Source organism: Nocardia kruczakiae NBRC 101016 (assembly GCF_001612965.1).
Classification (GTDB): Bacteria; Actinomycetota; Actinomycetes; order Mycobacteriales; family Mycobacteriaceae; genus Nocardia; species Nocardia kruczakiae.
The window spans coordinates 121958-142582 of record NZ_BDBL01000011.1; the positions used below are offsets into that span (position 1 = coordinate 121958).

Annotated in this window: 17 protein-coding genes; 6 read left to right on the top strand and 11 right to left on the bottom strand. The window is 68.9% G+C overall.

What is annotated here, in order from left to right; all coding sequences use genetic code 11:
* Positions 1–27: 27 nt before the first annotated feature.
* On the top strand, positions 28–894 hold the full coding sequence (locus tag NK1_RS10440; protein WP_063008312.1) for a dienelactone hydrolase family protein: 867 nt from the start codon (positions 28–30) through the stop codon (positions 892–894).
* Positions 895–1655: 761 nt separating this feature from the next.
* On the opposite strand, the gene NK1_RS10445 is transcribed toward NK1_RS10440, so the two are convergent.
* Together NK1_RS10445 and NK1_RS10450 are read right to left on the bottom strand one after the other, a co-directional pair.
* Positions 1656–1964 (bottom strand): DUF6802 family protein, encoded by a 309-nt coding sequence (locus NK1_RS10445; protein ID WP_030513482.1) that lies wholly within the window; start codon positions 1962–1964, stop codon positions 1656–1658.
* Between the two features lie 153 nt (positions 1965–2117).
* Positions 2118–2309 carry a PspC domain-containing protein gene (locus NK1_RS10450; protein WP_039776600.1) on the bottom strand — a complete coding sequence of 64 codons (192 nt, stop codon included), beginning with the start codon at positions 2307–2309 and terminating at the stop codon, positions 2118–2120.
* Between the two features lie 141 nt (positions 2310–2450).
* Between NK1_RS10450 and NK1_RS10455 the strand changes: the two genes are divergently transcribed.
* Both NK1_RS10455 and NK1_RS10460 read left to right on the top strand, forming a co-directional pair.
* Positions 2451–4118 carry an ABC-F family ATP-binding cassette domain-containing protein gene (locus NK1_RS10455; protein WP_439955936.1) on the top strand — a complete coding sequence of 556 codons (1668 nt, stop codon included), beginning with the start codon at positions 2451–2453 and terminating at the stop codon, positions 4116–4118.
* 59 nt (positions 4119–4177) lie between these two features.
* On the top strand, positions 4178–4612 hold the full coding sequence (locus NK1_RS10460; RefSeq protein WP_063008349.1) for a hypothetical protein: 435 nt from the start codon (positions 4178–4180) through the stop codon (positions 4610–4612).
* Positions 4613–4625: 13 nt separating this feature from the next.
* On the opposite strand, the gene NK1_RS10465 is transcribed toward NK1_RS10460, so the two are convergent.
* From NK1_RS10465 to NK1_RS10500, 8 genes are all read right to left on the bottom strand, one after another.
* Positions 4626–5630: a DUF8176 domain-containing protein gene (locus NK1_RS10465; protein WP_157104193.1), complete on the bottom strand. Its 1005-nt coding sequence runs from the start codon at positions 5628–5630 to the stop codon at positions 4626–4628.
* On the bottom strand, positions 5617–6987 hold the full coding sequence (locus NK1_RS10470; protein ID WP_063008314.1) for a hypothetical protein: 1371 nt from the start codon (positions 6985–6987) through the stop codon (positions 5617–5619). Before NK1_RS10470 ends, NK1_RS10465 begins: the two co-directional genes overlap by 14 nt.
* Positions 6984–7391: a hypothetical protein gene (locus NK1_RS10475; RefSeq protein WP_245660424.1), complete on the bottom strand. Its 408-nt coding sequence runs from the start codon at positions 7389–7391 to the stop codon at positions 6984–6986. The genes NK1_RS10470 and NK1_RS10475 overlap by 4 nt, the downstream gene beginning before the upstream one ends.
* 302 nt (positions 7392–7693) lie before the next feature.
* Entirely contained in the window at positions 7694–9061 is a 1368-nt protein-coding gene (gene glmM, locus NK1_RS10480; RefSeq protein WP_063008315.1) for a phosphoglucosamine mutase, read from the bottom strand.
* Positions 9062–9266: 205 nt separating this feature from the next.
* Positions 9267–9779: a 30S ribosomal protein S9 gene (gene rpsI / locus NK1_RS10485; protein WP_036498286.1), complete on the bottom strand. Its 513-nt coding sequence runs from the start codon at positions 9777–9779 to the stop codon at positions 9267–9269.
* Positions 9776–10219: a 50S ribosomal protein L13 gene (gene rplM / locus NK1_RS10490; protein WP_036498285.1), complete on the bottom strand. Its 444-nt coding sequence runs from the start codon at positions 10217–10219 to the stop codon at positions 9776–9778. The genes rpsI and rplM overlap by 4 nt, the downstream gene beginning before the upstream one ends.
* A 176-nt stretch (positions 10220–10395) precedes the next feature.
* Positions 10396–12174: a hypothetical protein gene (locus tag NK1_RS35630; protein ID WP_245660425.1), complete on the bottom strand. Its 1779-nt coding sequence runs from the start codon at positions 12172–12174 to the stop codon at positions 10396–10398.
* 91 nt (positions 12175–12265) lie between these two features.
* A complete protein-coding gene (locus NK1_RS10500) occupies positions 12266–14887 on the bottom strand; it encodes an FHA domain-containing protein (RefSeq protein WP_063008317.1) in 2622 nt (873 codons plus the stop codon).
* Between the two features lie 111 nt (positions 14888–14998).
* Here NK1_RS10500 and NK1_RS10505 point away from each other — a divergent pair, with 111 nt between their 5' ends.
* Complete coding sequence (locus NK1_RS10505) at positions 14999–16444, top strand: neutral zinc metallopeptidase (protein ID WP_063008318.1); 1446 nt, start codon at positions 14999–15001, stop codon at positions 16442–16444.
* A 14-nt stretch (positions 16445–16458) separates the two neighbouring features.
* Here the strand turns inward: NK1_RS10505 and NK1_RS10510 are convergent, their stop codons facing one another.
* Complete coding sequence (locus tag NK1_RS10510) at positions 16459–17757, bottom strand: FHA domain-containing protein (RefSeq protein ID WP_063008319.1); 1299 nt, start codon at positions 17755–17757, stop codon at positions 16459–16461.
* 154 nt (positions 17758–17911) lie between these two features.
* Between NK1_RS10510 and NK1_RS10515 the strand changes: the two genes are divergently transcribed.
* Together NK1_RS10515 and NK1_RS10520 are read left to right on the top strand one after the other, a co-directional pair.
* Entirely contained in the window at positions 17912–19111 is a 1200-nt protein-coding gene (locus NK1_RS10515; RefSeq protein WP_063008320.1) for a DUF7373 family lipoprotein, read from the top strand.
* A 75-nt stretch (positions 19112–19186) separates the two neighbouring features.
* Positions 19187–20605 carry a type VII secretion-associated protein gene (locus tag NK1_RS10520; protein ID WP_063008321.1) on the top strand — a complete coding sequence of 473 codons (1419 nt, stop codon included), beginning with the start codon at positions 19187–19189 and terminating at the stop codon, positions 20603–20605.
* The last annotated feature ends 20 nt before the right edge of the window (positions 20606–20625 follow it).

Consider the following 20625-nt stretch of genomic DNA (forward strand, 5'->3'; position numbering starts at 1 on the left):
GGGCGAGGCTCGGTAGAGTTCACCCCCGTGTCGGTGTCTGTGAAATCGCTTCTGAGCATTCTGACCAGCCCGGGTCCGCACCGGGTGATGCGCGGCAACCTCGGCATCGCCGGGCAGCCCGGCGTGGTGTACACCCCCGAAGAGGGCCACAACCTGCCCGCGGTCGCGTTCGGACACGGCTGGCTCGCCGGCGCCGGCAACTACCGCCGACTGCTCGAGCATCTCGCGTCCTGGGGTTTCGTCGCCGCCGCCCCCGACACCGAACGCGGCCCGCTGCCCTCGCACCTGAATCTGGCCACCGACCTGCTGACCACCCTCGACATCTGCACGGGCGTGCGGCTGGGCGGCGGCACCATCAGCGTGCATCCGGACAAACTCGCCCTGGCGGGGCACGGAATGGGCGCGGGCGCCGCCGTCATCGCCGCCTCGCAGCGCAAGGTCGGTGCCGTGGCGGCCCTCTACCCGGCGCCCACCGCCCCGAGCGCGGAAGCCCTCGCACCGCAGATCGACACCCCGGCCCTCATCGTCGCCGGCGGTGTCGACATCTCCACCGGCAACTGCACCGCGCAGGCCCTCGCCACCGCCTGGGGCGGGCCGATGTCGCTGCGCACCGTCGACAAGGCCACCCACAACGGCATCGTCGAGGGCCGTCGCGCCCTGGCCGCCCTCGGCGCCGCCAAATACGAACCGAAGACCGAACGCATCACCCGCGCCCTCCTGGTCGGCTACCTCAGCTACCAACTCCTGGGCGACAAGAAGTATCAGCCCTTCGCCGACCCCGAGGCCGACATCCCGCACACCGCGGCGGTCGATCCGGAAGCCACCGAAGAGCCCGAGCCCGAACACGTTTCGCCGCTGCAGCTCGTCCAGATGGCCCGCGCCCTGCGCAAGTAGGAGGCCGTCGACAATCGATTCTCGAAGTCGGGCTCGCCATCGTGAACTCCTGGGACGGCACCAGCTACAACTGGGGCCCTCTCCCGCCGCCGGGAACGCCCCAATATCCGGAACCGAAACCGCAACGCGATCCGCTCGAAGGACGATATGAGCCATGGACTCGTAAGCCGTTGTTCTACTGGCCCATCCTGATCTGTGGCGAATTCGTCGGTCACATCTGGGCATCGCAGCACCACAACTCTGCTGGACTGGTTCGCGTATTGAGTCGTCGCGACTTCTCCTGGATGGAAGTCTGGCGGGAGCGGCTGGACACCGCCTGCAAGCAGGGATTACGGCCGATCGACGCCGTACAACGCTGGGTCGGTGCGCCCGAAGACCCTATCGGTGGCTACATCGCCGCCGACGCGTCGGTCTGCGACGCACCGAATCTCGACACTCTGTACGAGCGCACAAATCCTGGCGGCCCCTCCGCTCCAGGACCTCGACCTCCCTCTCCGGTCCGCCGGCAAGACAGCGCACATCGCCGCCGGTCTCTGGCAATTGCGACTGAGCCAGGGGTACAGGCAGCGAATCCCACCACTTCAGGCTCTCCACGACAACCGCCATCATCCTGAAGACCGCCTCTCCGGAATGATCCAGCCGGATGCTGTAGAAGGCGAATTGCCGTCGCTGGAACGACTGAAGGCACTGGCGCAGCGATAGGTGAGCTCGTACCCGAATCTACTTGCCGGGCCGTCGGTCGAAAACCGAAGGCGCGCCGCTCACTTGCCCATCTTGCCCTTGTCCACCTGGACCCACTCGGTGCGGCCGTCGGGGTAGTGGTGGAATTCCCAGGCCGAGTAGTCGCCGCCGTCGTCGACGATGCTGACGTGGTCGGCGTAACCGTCGTGGTCCATATCGGACCAGACTTCCATCGAGTGGTCGCTGTGGAAGGTCTCGGTGTCCAGGATGCCGTCGGCGTCGATGTCCTGGGACGGGTGGTTCAGCTCCACGGCGCCGATGCCGCCGAGGTCGGAGTGCGCGTCGACTTCCGGCAGGTCCAGGCCCGGCAGATCGCCCGAATGGATCATGTATGTGCTCCTCGAGGACGTGCGGGAATTTCCTCCATCCTGGCATCCGGAAGTGGTGTGGCGCATCCCCGGTCCGGCATGTTGTGGATAACTTACCGGCGCCGAGGTGCGCCGAGGGTTTGCCTGTGGATAACTATCGTCCTGCCGCGCCGGTTACTGCTTCGGGATGATGAGCCACAGCACCAGGTAGACGATGAACTGCGGGCCCGGCAGCAGGCAGGAGAGGACGAACAGCAGGCGGATCACATTGGCGTTCCAGCCGAAGTATTCGGCAAGGCCACCGCAGACGCCGCCGATCCACTTGTCGGAGGTCGATCGGGTGAGGCGGCGGGTGGGGGCGGTCATGACGCTCTCCTTCTGTCACGGTCGTGCGTGGTGATTCCACTGTGCTGTGCGGGCACCCCGGCGCGCATCGGGCGCGAGACCCATCCCGACCCTGATTTCCACGGCCCGGGCTCAGGGTGATACCCCGAACCCGGCAGACTCATGGACGTGAGTACGACTCTGCATGCGCACGGCCTGTCGGCAGGGCACGGAGACCGGGTGCTGTTCGAGGACCTGGATCTGGTGCTGGCACCCGGCGATGTGATCGGCCTGGTGGGGGTGAACGGAGCGGGCAAGTCGACGCTGTTGCGGATGCTGGCCGACCGCACACCGCAGACGGGGCGGATCACGCTGAGCCCGCCCGACGCGACGATCGGCTATCTCGCGCAGGAACCGGAACGCCTGGCCGACGAGACGGTCGCCGGGTTCCTGGACCGCCGGACCGGAGTGGCGGCGGCGCAGCGCACGATGGACGCCGCGGCCGAACGGCTGGCGACCGACGATACCGCCGCCGAGGAGTATTCGGCCGCCCTGGAACGCTGGCTCGCCCTGGGCGGCGCCGACCTGGAACCGCGCGCCGACGAGGTGGCCGCCGAACTGGGACTCACCGAAAGTTTGCCGCAAGGCCTCGACACACCCATGTCCGCGCTGTCGGGCGGGCAGGCCGCGCGGGCCGGACTGGCCTCGGTTCTGTTGTCGCGCTTCGACATTCTGCTGCTGGACGAGCCGACGAACGATCTCGACCTGGACGGCCTGGCCCGGCTGGAGAATTTCGTGACCGGGGTGCGGACGCCGTTGATGGTGATCAGTCACGATCGCGAGTTCCTGGCGCGCACCGTCAACCGGATCATCGAACTCGATCTCGCCCAGCAGCAGGTCGGCAGTTACGACGGCGGCTACGACTCGTATCTGGCCGAACGCGAGATCGCTCGCCGGCACGCGCGGGAGGCCTTCGAGGACTATGCCGATACCAAGGCCGGGCTGGAAGCGCGGCAGGTGATGCAACGGAACTGGCTCGAGCACGGCGTGCGCAATGCGCGTCGTAAGGCTCGCGATCCGCGAAAGGTGGACTCCGACAAGGCCGGTCGCAAGATGCGGGCCGAATCCACCGAGAAGCAGGCGTCGAAGGTGCGCCAGACGCAGCGCCGCATCGAACGGCTGGAGGTGGTGGAGGAGCCACGCAAGGAGTGGGAGTTGCGGATGTCGATCGCCTCCGCCCCGCGCAGTGGGTCGGTGGTGGCGACGCTGTCCGATGCCGTCGTGTCGCGCGGCGAGTTCGTCCTCGGTCCGGTTACCACACAGGTCGATTGGGGTGACCGGATCGTCCTGACCGGCCCCAACGGGTCGGGAAAATCCACGCTGCTGGCGCTGCTGCTGGGCAAGGTGGCGCCGGATTCCGGAACCGCCTCGCTGGGTTCGGGAGTGGCGATCGGCGAGGTCGATCAGGTACGCGGACTGTTCCGTGGCACGGCCTCGCTCGCCGACACGTTCGGCGCCGAGGTACCCGACTGGCCGGAGGCCGAGATCCGCACGTTGCTGGCCAAGTTCGGGCTGCGCGGAGCTCATGTGCTGCGCGCCAACGACACCCTGTCGCCGGGGGAGCGCACGCGCGCCGCGTTGGCGCTGCTGCAGGCGCGCGGGGTCAACCTGCTGGTACTCGACGAACCGACCAACCATCTGGATCTGCCCGCGATCGAGCAATTGGAGCAGGCCGTCGAATCCTTCGACGGCACGCTGCTGTTGGTCACCCACGATCGGCGCATGCTCGATACCGTGCGGGCGACCCGGCGCTGGCACATGTCCGCCGGACAACTCACCGAAAACCGCTGAATCCGAACGTGCTCGGCGTTGCGATCGCGATGCCTCACGCGACCGCCCAGGAGACCCGGATGGAACAGATACAACTCGGCGTGGACACCCGGATCACCCTCCTGATCGCCGGCCTTCTCTTCGTCTGGGCACTGCTGCTGGGCGTGTGGAAGTACCACGGGATGCGGACCTCAGCGCAGGGACATGCGCATCCCTACGTCGATATCGCACACCGCGCGGCCCTGATGTACAGCTTCGCGGCGCTGCTGCTCGCGGTTTTCGTGGAACTGTCGGACTGGCCGACTGCGGTGAATCTCGTTGCGGCACTGATCGTCCTCGGCTTCTTCGCCGGTGCCATCGCCTCCTACTGCCTGCACGGGCTGCGGCGGGATACGACCAATCAATTCCGCGGCGACATCGGACTGCCGCTGCGGGCGGCCATGTACGCGTTGATCGTCTGTGAGATCGGCGGCTTCCTCGTGCCGTTCACCGGGTTCGTGCACGCCCGGTTCTGAACCCGGATGTGGTTCAGCCGGCCGCGATGCCGGTGATCAGCGTGCGTCCCGATTCCGCTCGGGTGCTGATGATCTGGGTGAACGCATGCGGCTGTTCGTCCGGCTTCTGCTGGGTGAGGCGGACTTCCCATTGGCCCTCGTCTCCGGTGCGGGTGATCTGCACGCAGTAACGGGTGCCGACCGGCACCTGATTGATGCCGCGCTGGATCTGGTCGGCCGGCGGGACCGACGAGTCGTCGGCGACGACCGCGCGGGCGGCGTACCCCGAACGCTGAACGTAGTACGCCCGCTCGAAGGCCAGGATGGCGTCCGGGCCACTCGCGGTGCCTCCGGGGTCGGTCCCGGAGACCACCTCCGCGGTGCGCTGCTGCTCGCAGCCGTCGGTGGCGATCGTCGAGGTCGCCGCGGCCGTGGTCGTGGGCGGCGGTGGGGTCGCACTCACCGAAGTGGGCACCGGCACCGCCGCGACCATCGGCGGTTTGGTCGCGACCGGCTGGGACCGTTTCCCGGTATGGATGACGGTCAACACCACCGAGACGACGACGATGCCCACACCGATCAGAGTGATTGCGGCCAGCAGCTTTTCACCGCGACGGTGGTCGCGGCGCGGACCGGCCTGGCGTGGGCGCGGACGCCGCAGCGCGGGACCGGGGTTACCGCCCGAGCGGTCGACGATATGCGGAATCAACGTCGACTTGTCGACCAGATCCGGATCGGTCAGCGGCCCACCGACCGGGATGCGGCGCGGTTCCGGTTCCACCTCCGGCTCCGGCTCGGGCGTGCGCTGCCCGGGTTCCAGCCACTGCTCCCACTCCCCCGACGGATAGGCCGCCGCCTCCGGACCGGTCCGGGCCGGCGGCACGGCGACGGCGCCGGGATAGGCCGCCGCGGCCGGGCGGTTCGGATTTCGCCGGCCCGACCGCCGCTTACGGCCCTGTTTACCGACGGGAGTCCGGACCATCGGCAGGCCGAGGTCGAATGGGTTGTCCTGCTGCGGGTCCGGCTCAGACCGTGTCATCGCCGAAGTCGCCGATCACGGCGGCGGGAACCGTTGTCTCGGCCGCCGGCACAGTGACACCGAGCTGGCCGTCGCGAGGTTTGTGGTCCTGTCCGCTGCCTGCCGGCGGCGGCAAGGCCATACCTCCGGCCACCCCGCCCGGATGCGCCGGCTCCGGCGCGGGTGCGGGTGGTGCGGGCGCCGGTGGCTTCGGCATCGGCGGCGGGTCGGCAGGTGGCGGCAGGATGGACGACGGTGACGGGGGCGGCGGATCGGATTTGTCGGCCGGGGTCTTGTCGGCCGGCGCCTTGTCGGGTGCGGGGGCGCCCGGAATGATCGAGCCCGTTCCCGTCGTTCCGGGAGCCGTCTTACCGGGGCCGAAGTCGAACAGCTTCGCCGAATCTCCGGAATTCCCCGCCGGATTGGTCTTGTCACCGGTGGCGTGGTCCGGATTGATCAGCTGCGGTATCGCCTGGTCGACCGAGGAGGCCACCGTGTCGATGGTGTGCGTGCCGACCTCGGCGATCTTGTCGATCAGGTGGGTACCGATATCCACACCGGCATTGATGGCCGAGGTGCCGACCTGCACACCGGCCTGCACGAGCAGCTGCTGTAGTTGCAGCTGGGCCAGCTGCGCCGGATCGATCGGCTGACCGGGCGCCATCCCGTATTGCGCTGGGACCGTGCCGTATTGGCCCGGAACCGCACCGTAGGTGCTGGGCAGGACCGTAGCGGGCGTATCTCCCCACGACTGCGAGGAGTTGAGTCCGGCCGGCGTGGTGACCGTGAGCGGACCCATCTCGTCCAATCGGCGCGAGTGATCGTCCATTTCGGTGCGTGCGGAGGTGACGGTGGTGATCGCGTCGCGTAGCGCCTGGGTGGCCCGATTGATCACGGCGTCGGTATCCGGCGCGGCGGTGGCGTTGCCGAGGATGGTTCGAGCGTCGCGCCGGAAATCGGCGATGATCCGGTCCATCCGGCCGGCCGCCCGCGCACTGGTCGCGTGGGCGTCGGCCAGGACGCCCAGGTAGGCCGGGCCGCGGTCGGAGATGTCACCGATCTGAGTTTGCGTGGTGCGCAATGCCGGAACGGCCGCGTCGGAGCCCGGACCCGTCCAGGTGGATTCCAGCGCGTGGACGCCCTCGCGGTGTGGTCCCTCGGTGTCCGCGGCCTGTGTGGACGCGCTGGACAGAGCGCCGGTGATGGTCGCGGCGGGCGTCGCGACTCCGGTACCCAGTGAGGCACGCAGGTCCAGCAGCGGCCGGACCAGGGTCGCGACGATCGGCGGATCGACGGACGGATCGGAGGTCGTTGCGGGCGTGGTGGTGTCGTTGCGCGCGGCGGCGGACCGGCGGCGCAATGCGGTCGGGCGCCTCATGACCGCGACTCCGTCCGGGTGATCGCGACGGCCGAATCCTCGTCGGTGCCCTGCACACCCGCGGTATAGGTGTTCAGGCCACGCCCGTAGGCCGAGACCAGTTTGCCCGCGGTGGACAGCGCCTGCGCGTGTTCGGAGACCGCGGCCGCGAATTTGGCGGCGAAGTCCGCTCCCACCAGCCCCAGGTCGGTGGCCAGCTGCTGTGGGTCGACCGCGCCGGCCGTCACGGACGCCGCCGAAGCGAGCTGTTGGGAAACGGTATTCGCGATGGCCGTATAGGCCGCCATCGCCGCGGGATCGACCCGCAGCACCGTATCCGGAGCGGATGCGGTGGCGGTCGGCGGCGGGGCCGAATTCGCGGAGTCGTCGAGCGTCGGAGACTTGTCAAGCTTCAGCGGGTCCACTGTTCCCCCTCACGGAAATCAAGCTTCGCTGTCGCGTCATGATCTGCGTCCAACAATACTTCCCGGAGCCGACAGTCGCGCCCCGATCTCGGGGACCGTCGGCGCGCCGACGACTTCCGCAGGCCCCCTGCAGGATCCGCCGCCGACCGCCGACACTCGCGATGACCAGCCGATATTCGGACGATGATGCGCGGACGCCGCCCTCGTGGCCGCGCGGTCACCACTCGCCAACGGCCTATACAGCCGCACCCCTACTCGGCGTACGCACCCCGTTCATCGCGCCGCCCTACGTGCCCGCGGGCTCAGACCGCGGCCACACATTTGGCGAGATCGTCGGCGAGTTGTTTGGCGCGATGCGAATCGGTCGCCTCCACCATGACCCGGATCAGCTGTTCGGTCCCGCTCGGCCGCAACAGGACTCGGCCGTTGTCGCCGAGCACTCGCTCGGCCTCCGCCACCGCCTCGCGAACCTCCGGCGCGGCGGCGACCGCGGCTTTGTCGGCGACCGGAACATTGACCAGAACCTGTGGCACGGTCGTCATGACACTGGCCAGATCGGCCAGGCCGCGACCGGTTTCGACCATCCTGGCCATCAGTTTCAGACCCGTCAGCAGCCCGTCGCCCGTGGTGCCGTACCGCGGGAAGACCAGATGTCCGGACTGCTCACCGCCCAGGCTGTAGCCACCGCGGCGCAACTCCTCCAGTACATAGCGATCGCCGACCGCTGTTGTGCGTACGGTGATTCCCGCATCGCGGAGCGCGATGTGCAGACCCAGATTGCTCATCACGGTCGCTACCAAGGTGTTCTGCACCAGCTCGCCCGATTCGTGCATCGCCAGGGCGAGGATCGCCATGATCGCGTCGCCGTCGACCACGGAACCGGAACCGTCGACCGCCAGGCAGCGATCGGCGTCGCCGTCGTGGGCCAGGCCCAGATCGGCGCCATGTTCGAGCACCGCGCGCTGAATATGCTCGAGATGCGTGGACCCGCATCGGTCGTTGATGTTGAGCCCGTTCGGTTCGGCGTTGATCGCGACCACGCGCGCGCCCGCCTCGCGGTACGCGGCCGGGCCGACGTCGGATGCCGCGCCGTGCGCACAGTCGACGACCACGGTGACGCCGGACAGATCGCGGCCGGTGGCCTCCACCAGATGTTCGACGTAGCGCTCGTGGGTGCCGGCCAGGCTGTAATGGTCCTCGACATGACCGTCGACGCCGGAGAGGCTGAGCACCCGGCCGATACCGGCACCGGTCGGACGCACGAAACTCTTCGCGCGGACCAGTTCCTCGATCTTGTCCTCGACGGTGTCGTCGAGTTTGTGACCGCCCGCGGCGAAGATCTTGATGCCGTTGTCGGGCATGGCGTTGTGCGAGGCGGAGATCATCACGCCCAGGCAGGCGTCATAGGCGGCGGTCAGATACGCGACCGCCGGGGTCGGCAGGACCCCGACCGAGAGCACACTCATCCCGGCGGCGGTCAGACCGGCGGTCACCGCGGCCTCCAGCATCTCGCCGCTGGCGCGCGGATCGCGGCCGACCACCGCCACCGCGCGCGATCTGCCCCGGCCCAGCACCTGGGCCGCGGCTGCCGAAATCTGCAGTGCCAGTTCCGGACTCAGCGAGTCGTTGGCAAGGCCGCGGACTCCGTCGGTACCGAACAAACGCCCCATCTATCTCGCCCCTCGAGTTGAATTGCGGTGGGCGCGGAGACCCTGCGTCGCGGACGCAGGCTGCCCGCCCCGGCCTACCGTCGATCGATACAGCACGAGAGCAGGCGCCCGGGAGTGGGCGCCTGCTCTCGTACGGGGTCGCGTCGGCCGTGCTCCCACCGGCACACCGTGCGGGTGCGGGTGGGAGCGGCCGCGCGCTGCAAGATCAGCGCTTCGAGTACTGCGGAGCCTTGCGGGCCTTCTTGAGGCCGTACTTCTTACGCTCGGTGGCACGCGGGTCACGCGTCAGGAAGCCGGCCCGCTTCAGGGCGGGACGATCGTCCGGGGTGACCTCGATCAGCGCGCGGGCGATGGCGAGGCGCAACGCGCCGGCCTGACCCGACGGGCCGCCGCCGACCAGGCGGGCGTGCACATCGAAGGCTTCGGTGCGCTCGACGGTGACCAGCGGGGACTTCACCAGCTGCTGGTGCACCTTGTTCGGGAAGTAGTCCTCGATGGTGCGGCCGTTGAGCACGAACTGGCCGGAACCCGGGACCAGGCGAACCCGGACCACGGCCTCCTTGCGGCGGCCGACGGTCTGCACCGGGCGGTCGATCACGACCGGCGCGGCGAAGCCCTCGGACTCGGTGTACTCGGCGTCGTAGCCGGCACCCTCGTCGACGACCTCCGCGGCGGCGTCTTCGACGTATTCCTCGTTGAATTCCTCAGGAGCGGTCACTGGGCCACCTGCTTGATCTCGAACGGAACGGGCTGCTGGGCCGCGTGCGGATGCGACGCGCCACCGTAGACCTTCAACTTGCGCGCGATCTGGTTGCCCAGCTTGTTCTTCGGGATCATGCCCTTGACGGCACGCTCCACGACGCGCTCCGGCCGGGTGTCGAGCAGCTGCCCGACAGACCGGGACTTCAGGCCACCGGGGTGCCCGGAGTGGGTGTAGAGGAGCTTGTCCTCACGCTTGTTGCCGGAGACGGCAACCTTGTCGGCGTTGATGATGATGACGAAGTCGCCACCATCGACGTTGGGGGCGTAGGTCGGCTTGTTCTTGCCACGCAGCAGATTCGCTGCCTGCACGGCAAGGCGGCCGAGCACTACGTCAGTGGCGTCGATGACGTACCACTGCCGGGTCACGTCACCCGCCTTCGGGCTGTACGTAGGCACAGTGCTTCCCTGTCTGTCGTTGATGTTCTGCCAGCCAGGCGAACGGTCGAGTGATCCCGGCGGCCGGTGGAGACCCGGGGCTCGTGTGACGGTACGGACGAATCCGCGACGTACCGCACGCCGAACGACGACGATACCAGGACCGGTTCGGGGTCCCGAAATCGCCTCCGCACTCGTCAGATGTGAATCGGCGGGCCCGAGTCGAACGTGCCGGGGACCGTCGGGACGACGTAGTGCAGATTGTCGACCGCCAGATGCGCACAGGGATGGTCGGCGACCGTCCGCATACCCGGCCCCGGGCGCTCGACCGCATTCGGCGTGACCGAGCAGGCGGGGCTGGGCTCGGGTGCGCGTGACACCTTGTCCACGGCCGGCCACGAGCCGAAATCGGATCCCGCGCCGACGCCACCCAGCGAGCGTGCGTCGAAGGCCGCGGCGCCGTCGGTCCGTGCGGCGGCGGCTCCGGCTGCCGCCGCGGCGGCCGAAATGTGTTCGGGAAGCGGCCGGGCCATGTGATCTGCCTCACCGTCAGCGTGGATCGCGAGCGCCGCCAGCGCTACCGCCCCGACGATCGTCGGGGCTCCGAACAGATTGTCCTTGACCTTGCTCCACAGCTTGCCCTTGTGGGCGTGTTCCTCGTCATCCGGTTGTTCCCCGGCCGATGACCGACCACCGGATTCGGTGGTCCGCTGATCATCGACCGGGCCGGCCGGGGGGCGGGTGAACCTGCTTTCCAACTGGCCGGCCTCCCGGGTCATCCGGGTGGTCGGCTCGCCGGTGGGCAGCGCCTGCGTGCTCGATGCGGGCCCGGCGTCACGCGCCGCGTGCCGGCCCTCGGCGACCCCGTGCGGATTCGGCGGCTCCAGGCGACGATGCGGTTCGGCAGGCGGGCGGGCGGGTTCCGGCGCACCGGCGTCCTGCCACGCATGCCGGCCCACGTTCTCGGGCCGGGAATCCGATTGCGGCGCACCGCGATTCGGGATGCTGTGGTTCGACGCCGCCTGCATCGGCCCGGGTCGCGGCGGACCCGGCTGATTCGGCACAGCAGGACCGGGCTGATTCGGCACCGCCGGACCCGGCTGATTCGGCACCGCCGGGCCCTGCCCCGCCTCGGCGTATTCGCTGTCGGTGACGAGCAGATGCGCGGCCCCCAGCACCAGGGCGTGCATCGGATGATCGGCGACCCGCAGCCGGGCGCCCAGGTGGTTCTGGAACGCCAGCCGCAGCGCGTCGTTGAAACACACGTTGCCGGTGAGCAGCACCGTCGAGGTGTCGGCGCCGATCGAGCGGGCCGCGGCCATCACCTCGATGACGACGTTGTCCGCCGAATGGGCGTCTCGCATCGAATCCGGGGTGATAGGCACCCCGACCGATTCGGTGGGCTGCTCGTCGTCCCCGTCGACGGCCACCACCAGGCAGACCCGGCCGTCGGAATAGACGCCGGTCGCGCCCACACCCCGGCGACCGTGCGCGGGCGGCTGTACGAGCCCGAGGGCCCGCACGTAGCCGGACAGCGCCACGGATTCGGGCAGCGGGTCGGTGAGGACGTCCATCTGCTCGACCAGACGGCAGTACTCCTCGACCTTCTCGTCGGGCCAGTCGTCCGGGAACGGCAGCGCCACGACGTCGGGCTTGCCGCGCAACCGGCTGCCGATCGCGGCGAGCGGGTTGTAGAGCCGGGCCCGGAACACCAACTCCGCCGGCCAGGTCGCCCCCGCGATACGAATCTGCTGATGCCCCAGGATGTCGCGCACGTCGGAGACCGCGATGCCCAGATCGGGCCGCTGCCGGTCCACGCCCGCGGTGTGCAGTCGCCCGGACTTGTCCGCCAGCAAATACGCAGGCGGCGTATATGTGCCTTCCACCTGGACCGGGCGGATCGGTGTCCCACCGCCACCGGCGGCCACGGACACCACATCCCATCCGAGATGTATCGCCCCAACTCGAGCCGTCACATGCATAAGTGTGCCTGCTGTCGCGCCGGGACGCTCGGGGCAGGTCCGATTAGTGCGCGCATTCCCCGTCGATGCTCGTCATCGGCCCCGTTCACGCGGCCGACTTCTTCAGCCGCAGACGCCACCACGTCAGCGTGGACAGCGCCGCGGTGAGCACGATCAGCATGCCGGCGTCGAGTAACCAGAAACCCGGCGTGTGCTGCCAGATCGCGTCCGGCTGGGCGTTGACGAACAGGGTGCGCAGATCGATGGTCGACGCGCCGCTGGCGAATCCCCAGCGCGACGGGAAGACATACGAAAGCTGTTCCAGCACCACGCGATCGGTCACCGGAATCATGCCGCCGGCCATCACGAGCTGGCACATGATCATGACCACCAGCAACGGCATGACCTGTTCGTTCGATTTCGCAACGGTCGACAACAACAACCCGACCACCACACACGTCACCGCGGTCAGCGCGATATCGACGTAGAGCTCCACCCCGCCGGACGGGATGAGCGCCCCCTTCCCGGGCGGATTCTTCCCGGCCAGCACGATGGCCACCAGCACCGCCGACTGCAGCAGCGCCGCCACACCGAAGACCATCACCTTCGCCAGCAGATACGCCGAGGGCAGCAGGCCGACGGCCCGTTCCCGCAGGAAGATCGGGCGTTCCCCGACCAGGTCGCGCACGGTCAGCGTCGACCCCATGAAGCACGCGCCGAGGATGAGAACGACCAGCAGCTGCTGGGATTCACTGCCTCCGGTGAGTTGCGGATGCAATTGACCGTCCGGCCCGAGAATCGGTGGCGCGGCGGCGAAACCGTTCTTTCCCGGCACGACCAGGCACAGCACGCCCAGCACGAACGGGAGGACCACCAGGAAGGCCAGGTAGCCGCGATCGGCCAGGATCAGGCGGACCTGCCGCCGCGACAATGTCGACAGCTGTTTCCGGCCACTGGATTTCGGCGGTTGTCCCATCACGCCGCGGGGCGCGGCAGGCGGTGGCGGTGGCAGCGCCGCCTGCCGGGACCGGTAGTTCGCGAAGGCGCGGTCCGGTTCGGCGGCGACCCGCGCGAAGATCTCCGCCCAGTCGCTGGTCCCGAGAAAGTCACCGACCCCGGCCGGATGTCCGCAGAACGCGGTCTTGCCACCGGGTGCCAGCAGCAGCACCTGATCGCACATGTCCAGGCAGGCCACCGAGTGGGTGACCACGATGACGGTGCGCCCGGCGTCGGCCAGTTCGCGCAGCATGGTCATGACCTGCCGGTCCAGCGCCGGGTCGAGACCCGAGGTGGGTTCGTCGAGCAGCAGCAGGGCCGGACCGGTCAGCAGTTCCAGCGCCACCGAGGCGCGCTTGCGCTGACCGCCGGAGAGCCGATCGACGCGAGTATCGGCATGTTCGGTCAGCGAAAGTTCCTTCAGCACGCCGTCGATGACCTGCTGGCGGTCGGCCTTCGAGGAGTCCGGCGGCAGCCGCAGTTCGGCGGCGAATCCCAGCGCCTGGCGCACGGTCAGCTGTCGATGCAGCACATCGTCCTGAGGCACCATGCCGATACGACTGCGCATGGCCTCGTATTCGGCGTGCAGGTTGCGGCCCTCGAAGGTGACCACACCGGCCGACGGATGTGTCGTTCCGGCAATGAGTTTCGACAATGTCGACTTACCCGCGCCGGAGGGGCCGATGAGCGCGGTCAGGGTGCCGCGCCCGGCCTGCATGTTGACGTCCACCAGCAGTTGTTTGTTGCCTTCGACGACGAATCCGACGCCGTGCACACTCAGCCCCTGCTCGGTGACCGGCTTCTTGCGGTGCTTCAGCGTGCCTTCCTGCACGACGAAGTCCACGTTGCCGATGGTGACGATGTCGCGCTCGCGCAGCGCCACCCGCTGCTCGCGGCGGCCGTTGACGAAGGTGCCGTTGGCCGAGCCGACATCCTCGAGGACGAGCCCCTCACCGCTCTTGACCAGGCGGGCGTGCCGGCGCGAGGCGAGCGGATCGTTGACGACGATCTGGTTGTCGCTGGTACGTCCGATGGTCAGGCCGCCGGCCGGAATGCGGTCGGCGCGTGCGATCGGCGCGGTCGAGGCCCGCGCGCGCACCGGCGGCAGCGCCGAGGTGTCGGCCTTGGTGGTCATATTGACGTTCGGCACACCGCCCGAGCTGTGGGCCGCCGGAATCGGCTGGGACGGGCGCTGATTCGGCCGTTGCGCGTGACGCGACGGCGGCTGCGGCGCGGCCGGGCGGCGCACCTGCCCGGATTGCGGTGTGGGATGGGACGCTTGCCGACGCTGCTGCTGACCGCCACCGTGCTGACCGCCACCGTGCTGACCCCCGCCTCGCGGCCCGGAGTCGCGGGCGGGCGGATTCGGCGCACGACCCGGTGACTGTGCCCGGGTGGGCGGCGCGGGTGGCCGGAATTGCGCCTCCGGCAGCAGATGAACCAGCGGCCCCGTGATCGCGTCCCCGAGCCGGACGAGCATCGGCCGATCCACCGGAACGGGCCGCGTGATCCGCTGGGCGTCCACGAAAACCCCGTTGGTACTGCCGTTGTCGGAGAGCACCCAGGCGCCCCCCTGCCAGCCAAGTGTCGCGTGCACACGAGAGACCAGCGGACTGTCGACGAACACCGTTACCTCGGGCGCGCGGCCCAGAGTCACCTGCTGAGTGTTTTCGAAGATCCGATCGGTTCCCTCATGGCGCACGGTGATCTTCTGCGCCCCCGGTAATGACATGAGCCGGATAATATGCGATGGCCGTGACATCGGTGGGGCTCGAACGTGCCCCCGATCGCCGGGGGCGGCGCAGGTGACGCAGTGACTACCGGCCCGGGGAGGGATGGGGAGATGGCGAAACGCCCGGTGACGGCGACCCTCGCCGTACTGGTGCTGGCGGTCGGTCTACTGGCCGGCTGCACCATGACGACCGGTGGGCACGCCGTATCCATCTACGACGACCCGTTCCAGGTCGCCGGACTGCCCACCACCAGCGGCCCCAGCGGTCCCCGCTCCGGCGTCCCCGATGCCGCGCTCACCGCGACCGGTGGCGACAAGGGCGCGGTGGACACGCTGGCGCTCAATGCCATCGACGACATCCAAAGCTATTGGCGCGCCGAGTATCACAACGAATTCCAGGGCGACTTCACCCCCGTCACCAAGTTCTACTCCTGGAGCGCGAAGGCGCCGCGCCCACAGGAGACGCAGTTCTGTAAGGACACGACCTATCACCTGGTCAACGCGGCGTACTGCCGATTGGACAATTCCGTCGGCTGGGACCGCGGCGTTCTGCTGCCGATGATGCAGGACAGCTTCGGGAAGATGGCCGTGGTGATGGTGCTCGCGCACGAATACGGCCACGCCATCCAGACGATGTCGCGCATCGTCACCGCCAAGGATCCGGTCATCGTGAAGGAGCAGCAGGCCGACTGTTTCGCCGGGGCGTTCATGCGGCACGTCGCCGAGGACAAGGCCGCGCACTTCACGATCAACACCTCCGACGGCCTCAACAACGTGCTGGCCGCGACGGTCGCGATCCGGGACGCCAATCCCGAGGATCCGGAATCGGTGCACGGCTCGGCCTTCGAGCGGGTGACCGCGGTGCAGATCGGTTTCACCGACGGTCCCAAGGGCTGCAAGGCGATCGACATGAAGGACATCGAGCGCCGCCGCAAGAATCTGCCGCAGTCCTTCGGTGACGACGTCAATCGCGGCGAATTGGCGATCACCAAGGACAGTCTCAAGGAGTTGAGCAAGGCGATGGCGGCGATCATGCCGATCCCGTCCGAACCGACCTACGACTACCACGGCGCCCTCATGCACTGCAGCAACGGCGCCGACACCGTGCCCGTAACCTACTGCCCCGCGACCAACACCATCGGCACCGACATCCCCGCCCTCGCGCAGCGTGGCGCCGCGAATACCGATGAGCAGGACGGGTTTCCGACCCGGGTCGGCGGCGACTACAACGCCTACGTCGTGTTCGTCTCGCGGTACGCGCTCGCGGTGCAGCGCAACGCGCGTCAGCAGTTGACCGGAGCGAAGACCGGCCTGCGCGCGGCCTGTCTGTCGGGCGTGATCACCGCGAGGCTCGCCGATCCGCATCGCGATGCCGGACAGGGCGATATCGCGCTGTCTCCGGGCGATCTCGACAAAGCGGTGTCGGGACTGCTCAGCGATGGACTGGCGGCCAGCGACGTCGAGGGTAAGACCGTGCCGAGTGGCTTCTCCCGGGTCGACGCGTTCCGGGCCGGTGTTCTGGGCACACAGGAGATCTGTGAGGCGCGATACTCCTGAGCCGGTCGGTCTACTCAGCCGAACGGCGGGGGCGCGGCCGGCTCCAACCGCAATACGCGGTTGCCGAGCTGGATCTCCGAGCCCTGGGCCAACACCATCGGCTGATTCGGTTGCAGCCGAATCCAATCGCGATATCCGGCCGGCCGGGCCCGGGTGCCGTTGGTGGAGCCGCGGTCCACGACGGTGATATCCCAGTTCATCAACCGGATCTCGGCGTGGGCCCGCGACATTCCGCCGGAGGAGTCCTCGATCTTGACCGGCACCAGACCGCGCTGGGCGGCCTCCGAATTCTCCGGATCCCGTCCGATCACCGCATCGGCCGCGAGCAGATAGGTCATCCCGTCGTCGAGGACGAGCATGCCCAGCGGTGGCCGGACGACCTCGGCCGGTTGCTGGGTCTGGTCGACCGGCATCCCGCAGACCGTGCAGAACGCCGAGCGTGGATCGCTCGGATGGGCACGGGCGCATTTGAATCCCATCACCCGCACCGTCAGCGAGGTCGCGCGGGCGGTCGCCTCCATCCGGCGTTCCAGTTCCGGATCGGGGCCGGGCGCGGGATTGGTACCACGCAACCGGGTTTCGGCCAGGCGAGGATCCTCCGCCGGTTCGGGACGTGATGTCCCCTGCCGCGCATCGGCTTCCGGTGACCGGTCCGGCCGGGTCGGCGGTGGGGGCACCTGGGGTTCGGGTCGCTGTGCGTCCAGATGTGAAGTGGGAGCGTCTTCGCCGCGATGGTGCGCACCCGCGGCGGGCCGGGCGGCACGATCACGCGCGCGCGTCCGCTCCCCCTCGAACCACACCACCGCGCCCGCGGCGGCCGCCACGCCTTCCACCAGCGAGCCGATACCGCGTTCGGGCAGTTCCGGAATCCGGCCGTGCTCGTCGTCGATGAACAGGGCCGCGGCGCGGGCCGGCGGTTCGGTGAAGCGGTCGACGGTGAAGGCGGCATCCACGCCGCGGTAGTACTCGACACCCCGGGCGCCCGCGAGGACCACGGTGACCGCCCCGTGCAGGAAGATCGCCACCCCACCGGTATCCGAGCGCGAGAGAATACCCAGGTCGACCGGGCTGCCGTCGACCTGTTCGGCCTCCTGTATCAGCCAGCGGGTGGCCTCGCGCGCGATGATCCGGCCGGGGCCTTGCGGGGCGTGCTCGGAGGCCTCGGACACCAACTGCGCCAACGCCTCCGCGGCCCGCATCGCCGGTGCGTCGGGGTGCACCCGGCCGCGACCGCGATGCGCGACGACTACGACGGCCCCCGCGACGCGTACGACGACATGGTTACCGGCGACAACCTCGACCTGCCGATCCATCAACGGAATCGGCCTCCGAGCGATATCAGCGCAGCGGTCACCACAGGGACAAGGTTAAGGCAATCGTTGTCCATGAGTCCCCGCTGCCGGGTCCGGTCCGGTAATTTCGATGGCGGAGAACCGGGAGAGAGCACCGGGAGAAGGGGGGCGGTCCATGGACCGAACGATTCGCAGATCTCTGGTTTTCACATGCGCCGCACTGCTGGCCGTGCTGACCGGTTGCGGTGTGCAGGGCACCCCCACCGCGGCCGAGATCGATGTCCGCACGCTCGACGTCGGCCCGTATCCGGTCGACCGCCACAGCTACGACGCCACCGCGGGCAGTAAGGGTGCGCTCGCGGAGGGGATGCGGATGTCGCAGGCCGTGGTCCCGGCCGTCCGCATCGACCCGTCGCTGACGATCGGCGCCGGCGGACGCGTCGTCGCCGACAGCACCGACGCCACCCGCCGCCTGCTGGCCGCGGTCTCCAAACCGGTGCTCGACCGCAACAAGATGGTCGTCGCCTATGTCGCGGCGGGTTCCGACAAACCCGGCTCGCTGGACAGCGCGGCCGCGGCGACCTCGGTCACCGATCTGGTGCTGCGTTTCCCGGACGAGTCCGCGGCCCGGCAGGCCGCACGCGAACTCGAGGACGTCGACTTCGGTGTCGCACCCGACCTCAATCGCAAACTCGCACTGCCGAAATACTCGGATGCCTATATCCACTACCGTCCGGGAATCGCGACCATCGGCACCTTCATGGCGTACAAGCAATTCGTGATCTCGCTGTACATCGAGCGGCCCCGGTCCGAGGAGGCCGATCTGCTGGCCTGGGTACAGAAGACCCTCGACGCCGAGGTACCGGCACTCGATCACTTCCAGGCGACCGCGGCCGACGGCCTCGACGCACTACCGGTGGACCCGGACGGTCTGCTCGCGCGCGCCGTGGTGCGCGACCGCTCGAACCGCACGCCCGATGTCGATCGCTTCGCTGTCTACGCCGCACCGGCATTCGTCCATATCTCCTCCGATGAGACCACACGTCAGCGGCTCGTCGACGACACCGGCATGGATGCCATCGCCGTCGCCGACAACAGCTCGGTGTTGCGCGTCCGCGACGCCGATGCCGGGGCACGCATGATCAAAGGGCTGATCTCCAGTTCGGGTGAGCAGTACGAGCCGGCCGACGCGCCCAAGACGGTGCCCGGGGCGAAATGCCTGACGCTCAACAGTTCGGGAGATCCGCAGAAGGACAGCAGATTCCGCTGCTACGTGCCCTACCGGCGATACGTGGAGGTTGTCAACGCCAACAGTCGCGACGATATCGATCAGCGGGTCGACGCGGCGTATGCGTTGCTGGCCAACAACTTCTGACCGGACCCGGGCGGCGCGGGCTCGTCACCGTGCTGGAGTACTATGCCGCGAGACCCAGCCTGGAAGGGGGAGCTGATGTCCACGGTCGATCTGATACTGACCGACAGCCGATTGTGGGCGCGCAGCGAATCCACCCATTGGGACGGCGCACCCTCGGTGGTGCCTGCCAGCGATGGCACGAGTCTCGTTGTGGGAGAACCACTTCAGCCGCCCTCCCCCGCGGTTTCGGTGGTACGGCTGGCCGCGGCCGACCGCATCGCCTTCGTCCCGATGCTGCCGACCGTGGCCGACGCCTTCGCCGCGATCTTCGGCGCGGTGCTGACGAATCTGCGGCTGCCCAGCGCGTGTGAACGGCTCACGGTGGTGAGCCCGTCGGAGTGGGGCACACGCCGCCGCGCCGCGCTCGAGGCCGGCGCCCGCCGACTGGCCGGCGAGATCAGCGTCGAACCGCTGGCATTGCGGGTGGCCGGACTGTCGGCGAGTACCTCGCAGCAGCAGCGCATCGCGGTGGTGGAACTGAATTCGCTCACCACGACCGTCACCCTGACCGGCCGTTCGGGGACCGAGACCTGGATCGAGGCCTGCGAATACGAGCCGACGATCGGCTCCGCGGACCTGGCCGAGGGGCGTGGTGCGGAGGCCGTCGTCGATGTCGTCGATCGACTGCTGGGCGGCCGCAAGCCCAGCTATCTCGTGGTCGTCGGTGCCGCCGAACCCGCGTTGCTCGACGCGATGCGCGCGGAACTGTCCCGGCGCTACGGTTTCGGTGTCGACCTGCGCGCGATGTCCGGTGTGGACCTGGTCCGGGGCGGGCCCGCGATGCCCGCCGCAGCCGAACCCGCGCAGTTCGCCCCGCAGACCCCGTGGGTCGGCTCCCTGCACGAACATGCGGCCGCGACCGCGCCGCCACCGAAGCGCCGCACTCCGCTGCTGATCGGCGCCGCCGTGGTGGCGGTAGTCGTCGCGGCGGCGGCGGCCGCCGTCGTGCTGACCCGTTCCGGCGGCGACTCGCCGACGGACCGATCCACCGCGGCGCGCCCCTCCGCCGTGGCATCGCCGTCCGCGGAGCCAGCGCAACCTGCCGAAACCTTCGGGCGGGTCGGCGCGATGATCCCGGCGGGCTGGCATATCACCAATCGCTCCGGCCCCCGCGTCGACATTTCCCCGAACAACGGTGCGCGCGAACGCATTTCGCTGGTTCAGAAGGACCTTGCCCCGGGATCCGGCGTCGAGGACGTCGCCGCCACACTCGAAACCCAGATCGCCAAGCGCCCGGCCGGCACTGTCGGGCCGCTGCAGCGCAATGTCATCTTCGGCGGGCGCCCCGGGCTGTCCTACGAGGAAACTCCCGGTGACGGCACCACGGTGCGCTGGCAGGTTCTGGTGGATTCCGGCCTGCAGGTCAGCGTCGGATGCCAATACCCCACCGGCGACTGGCAGCCCATCGCCGCGGTATGCGAGAAGTTCGTCGACGATCTGCGCCCGGGGGCGTGACACCCGGCTCGGACCGACGC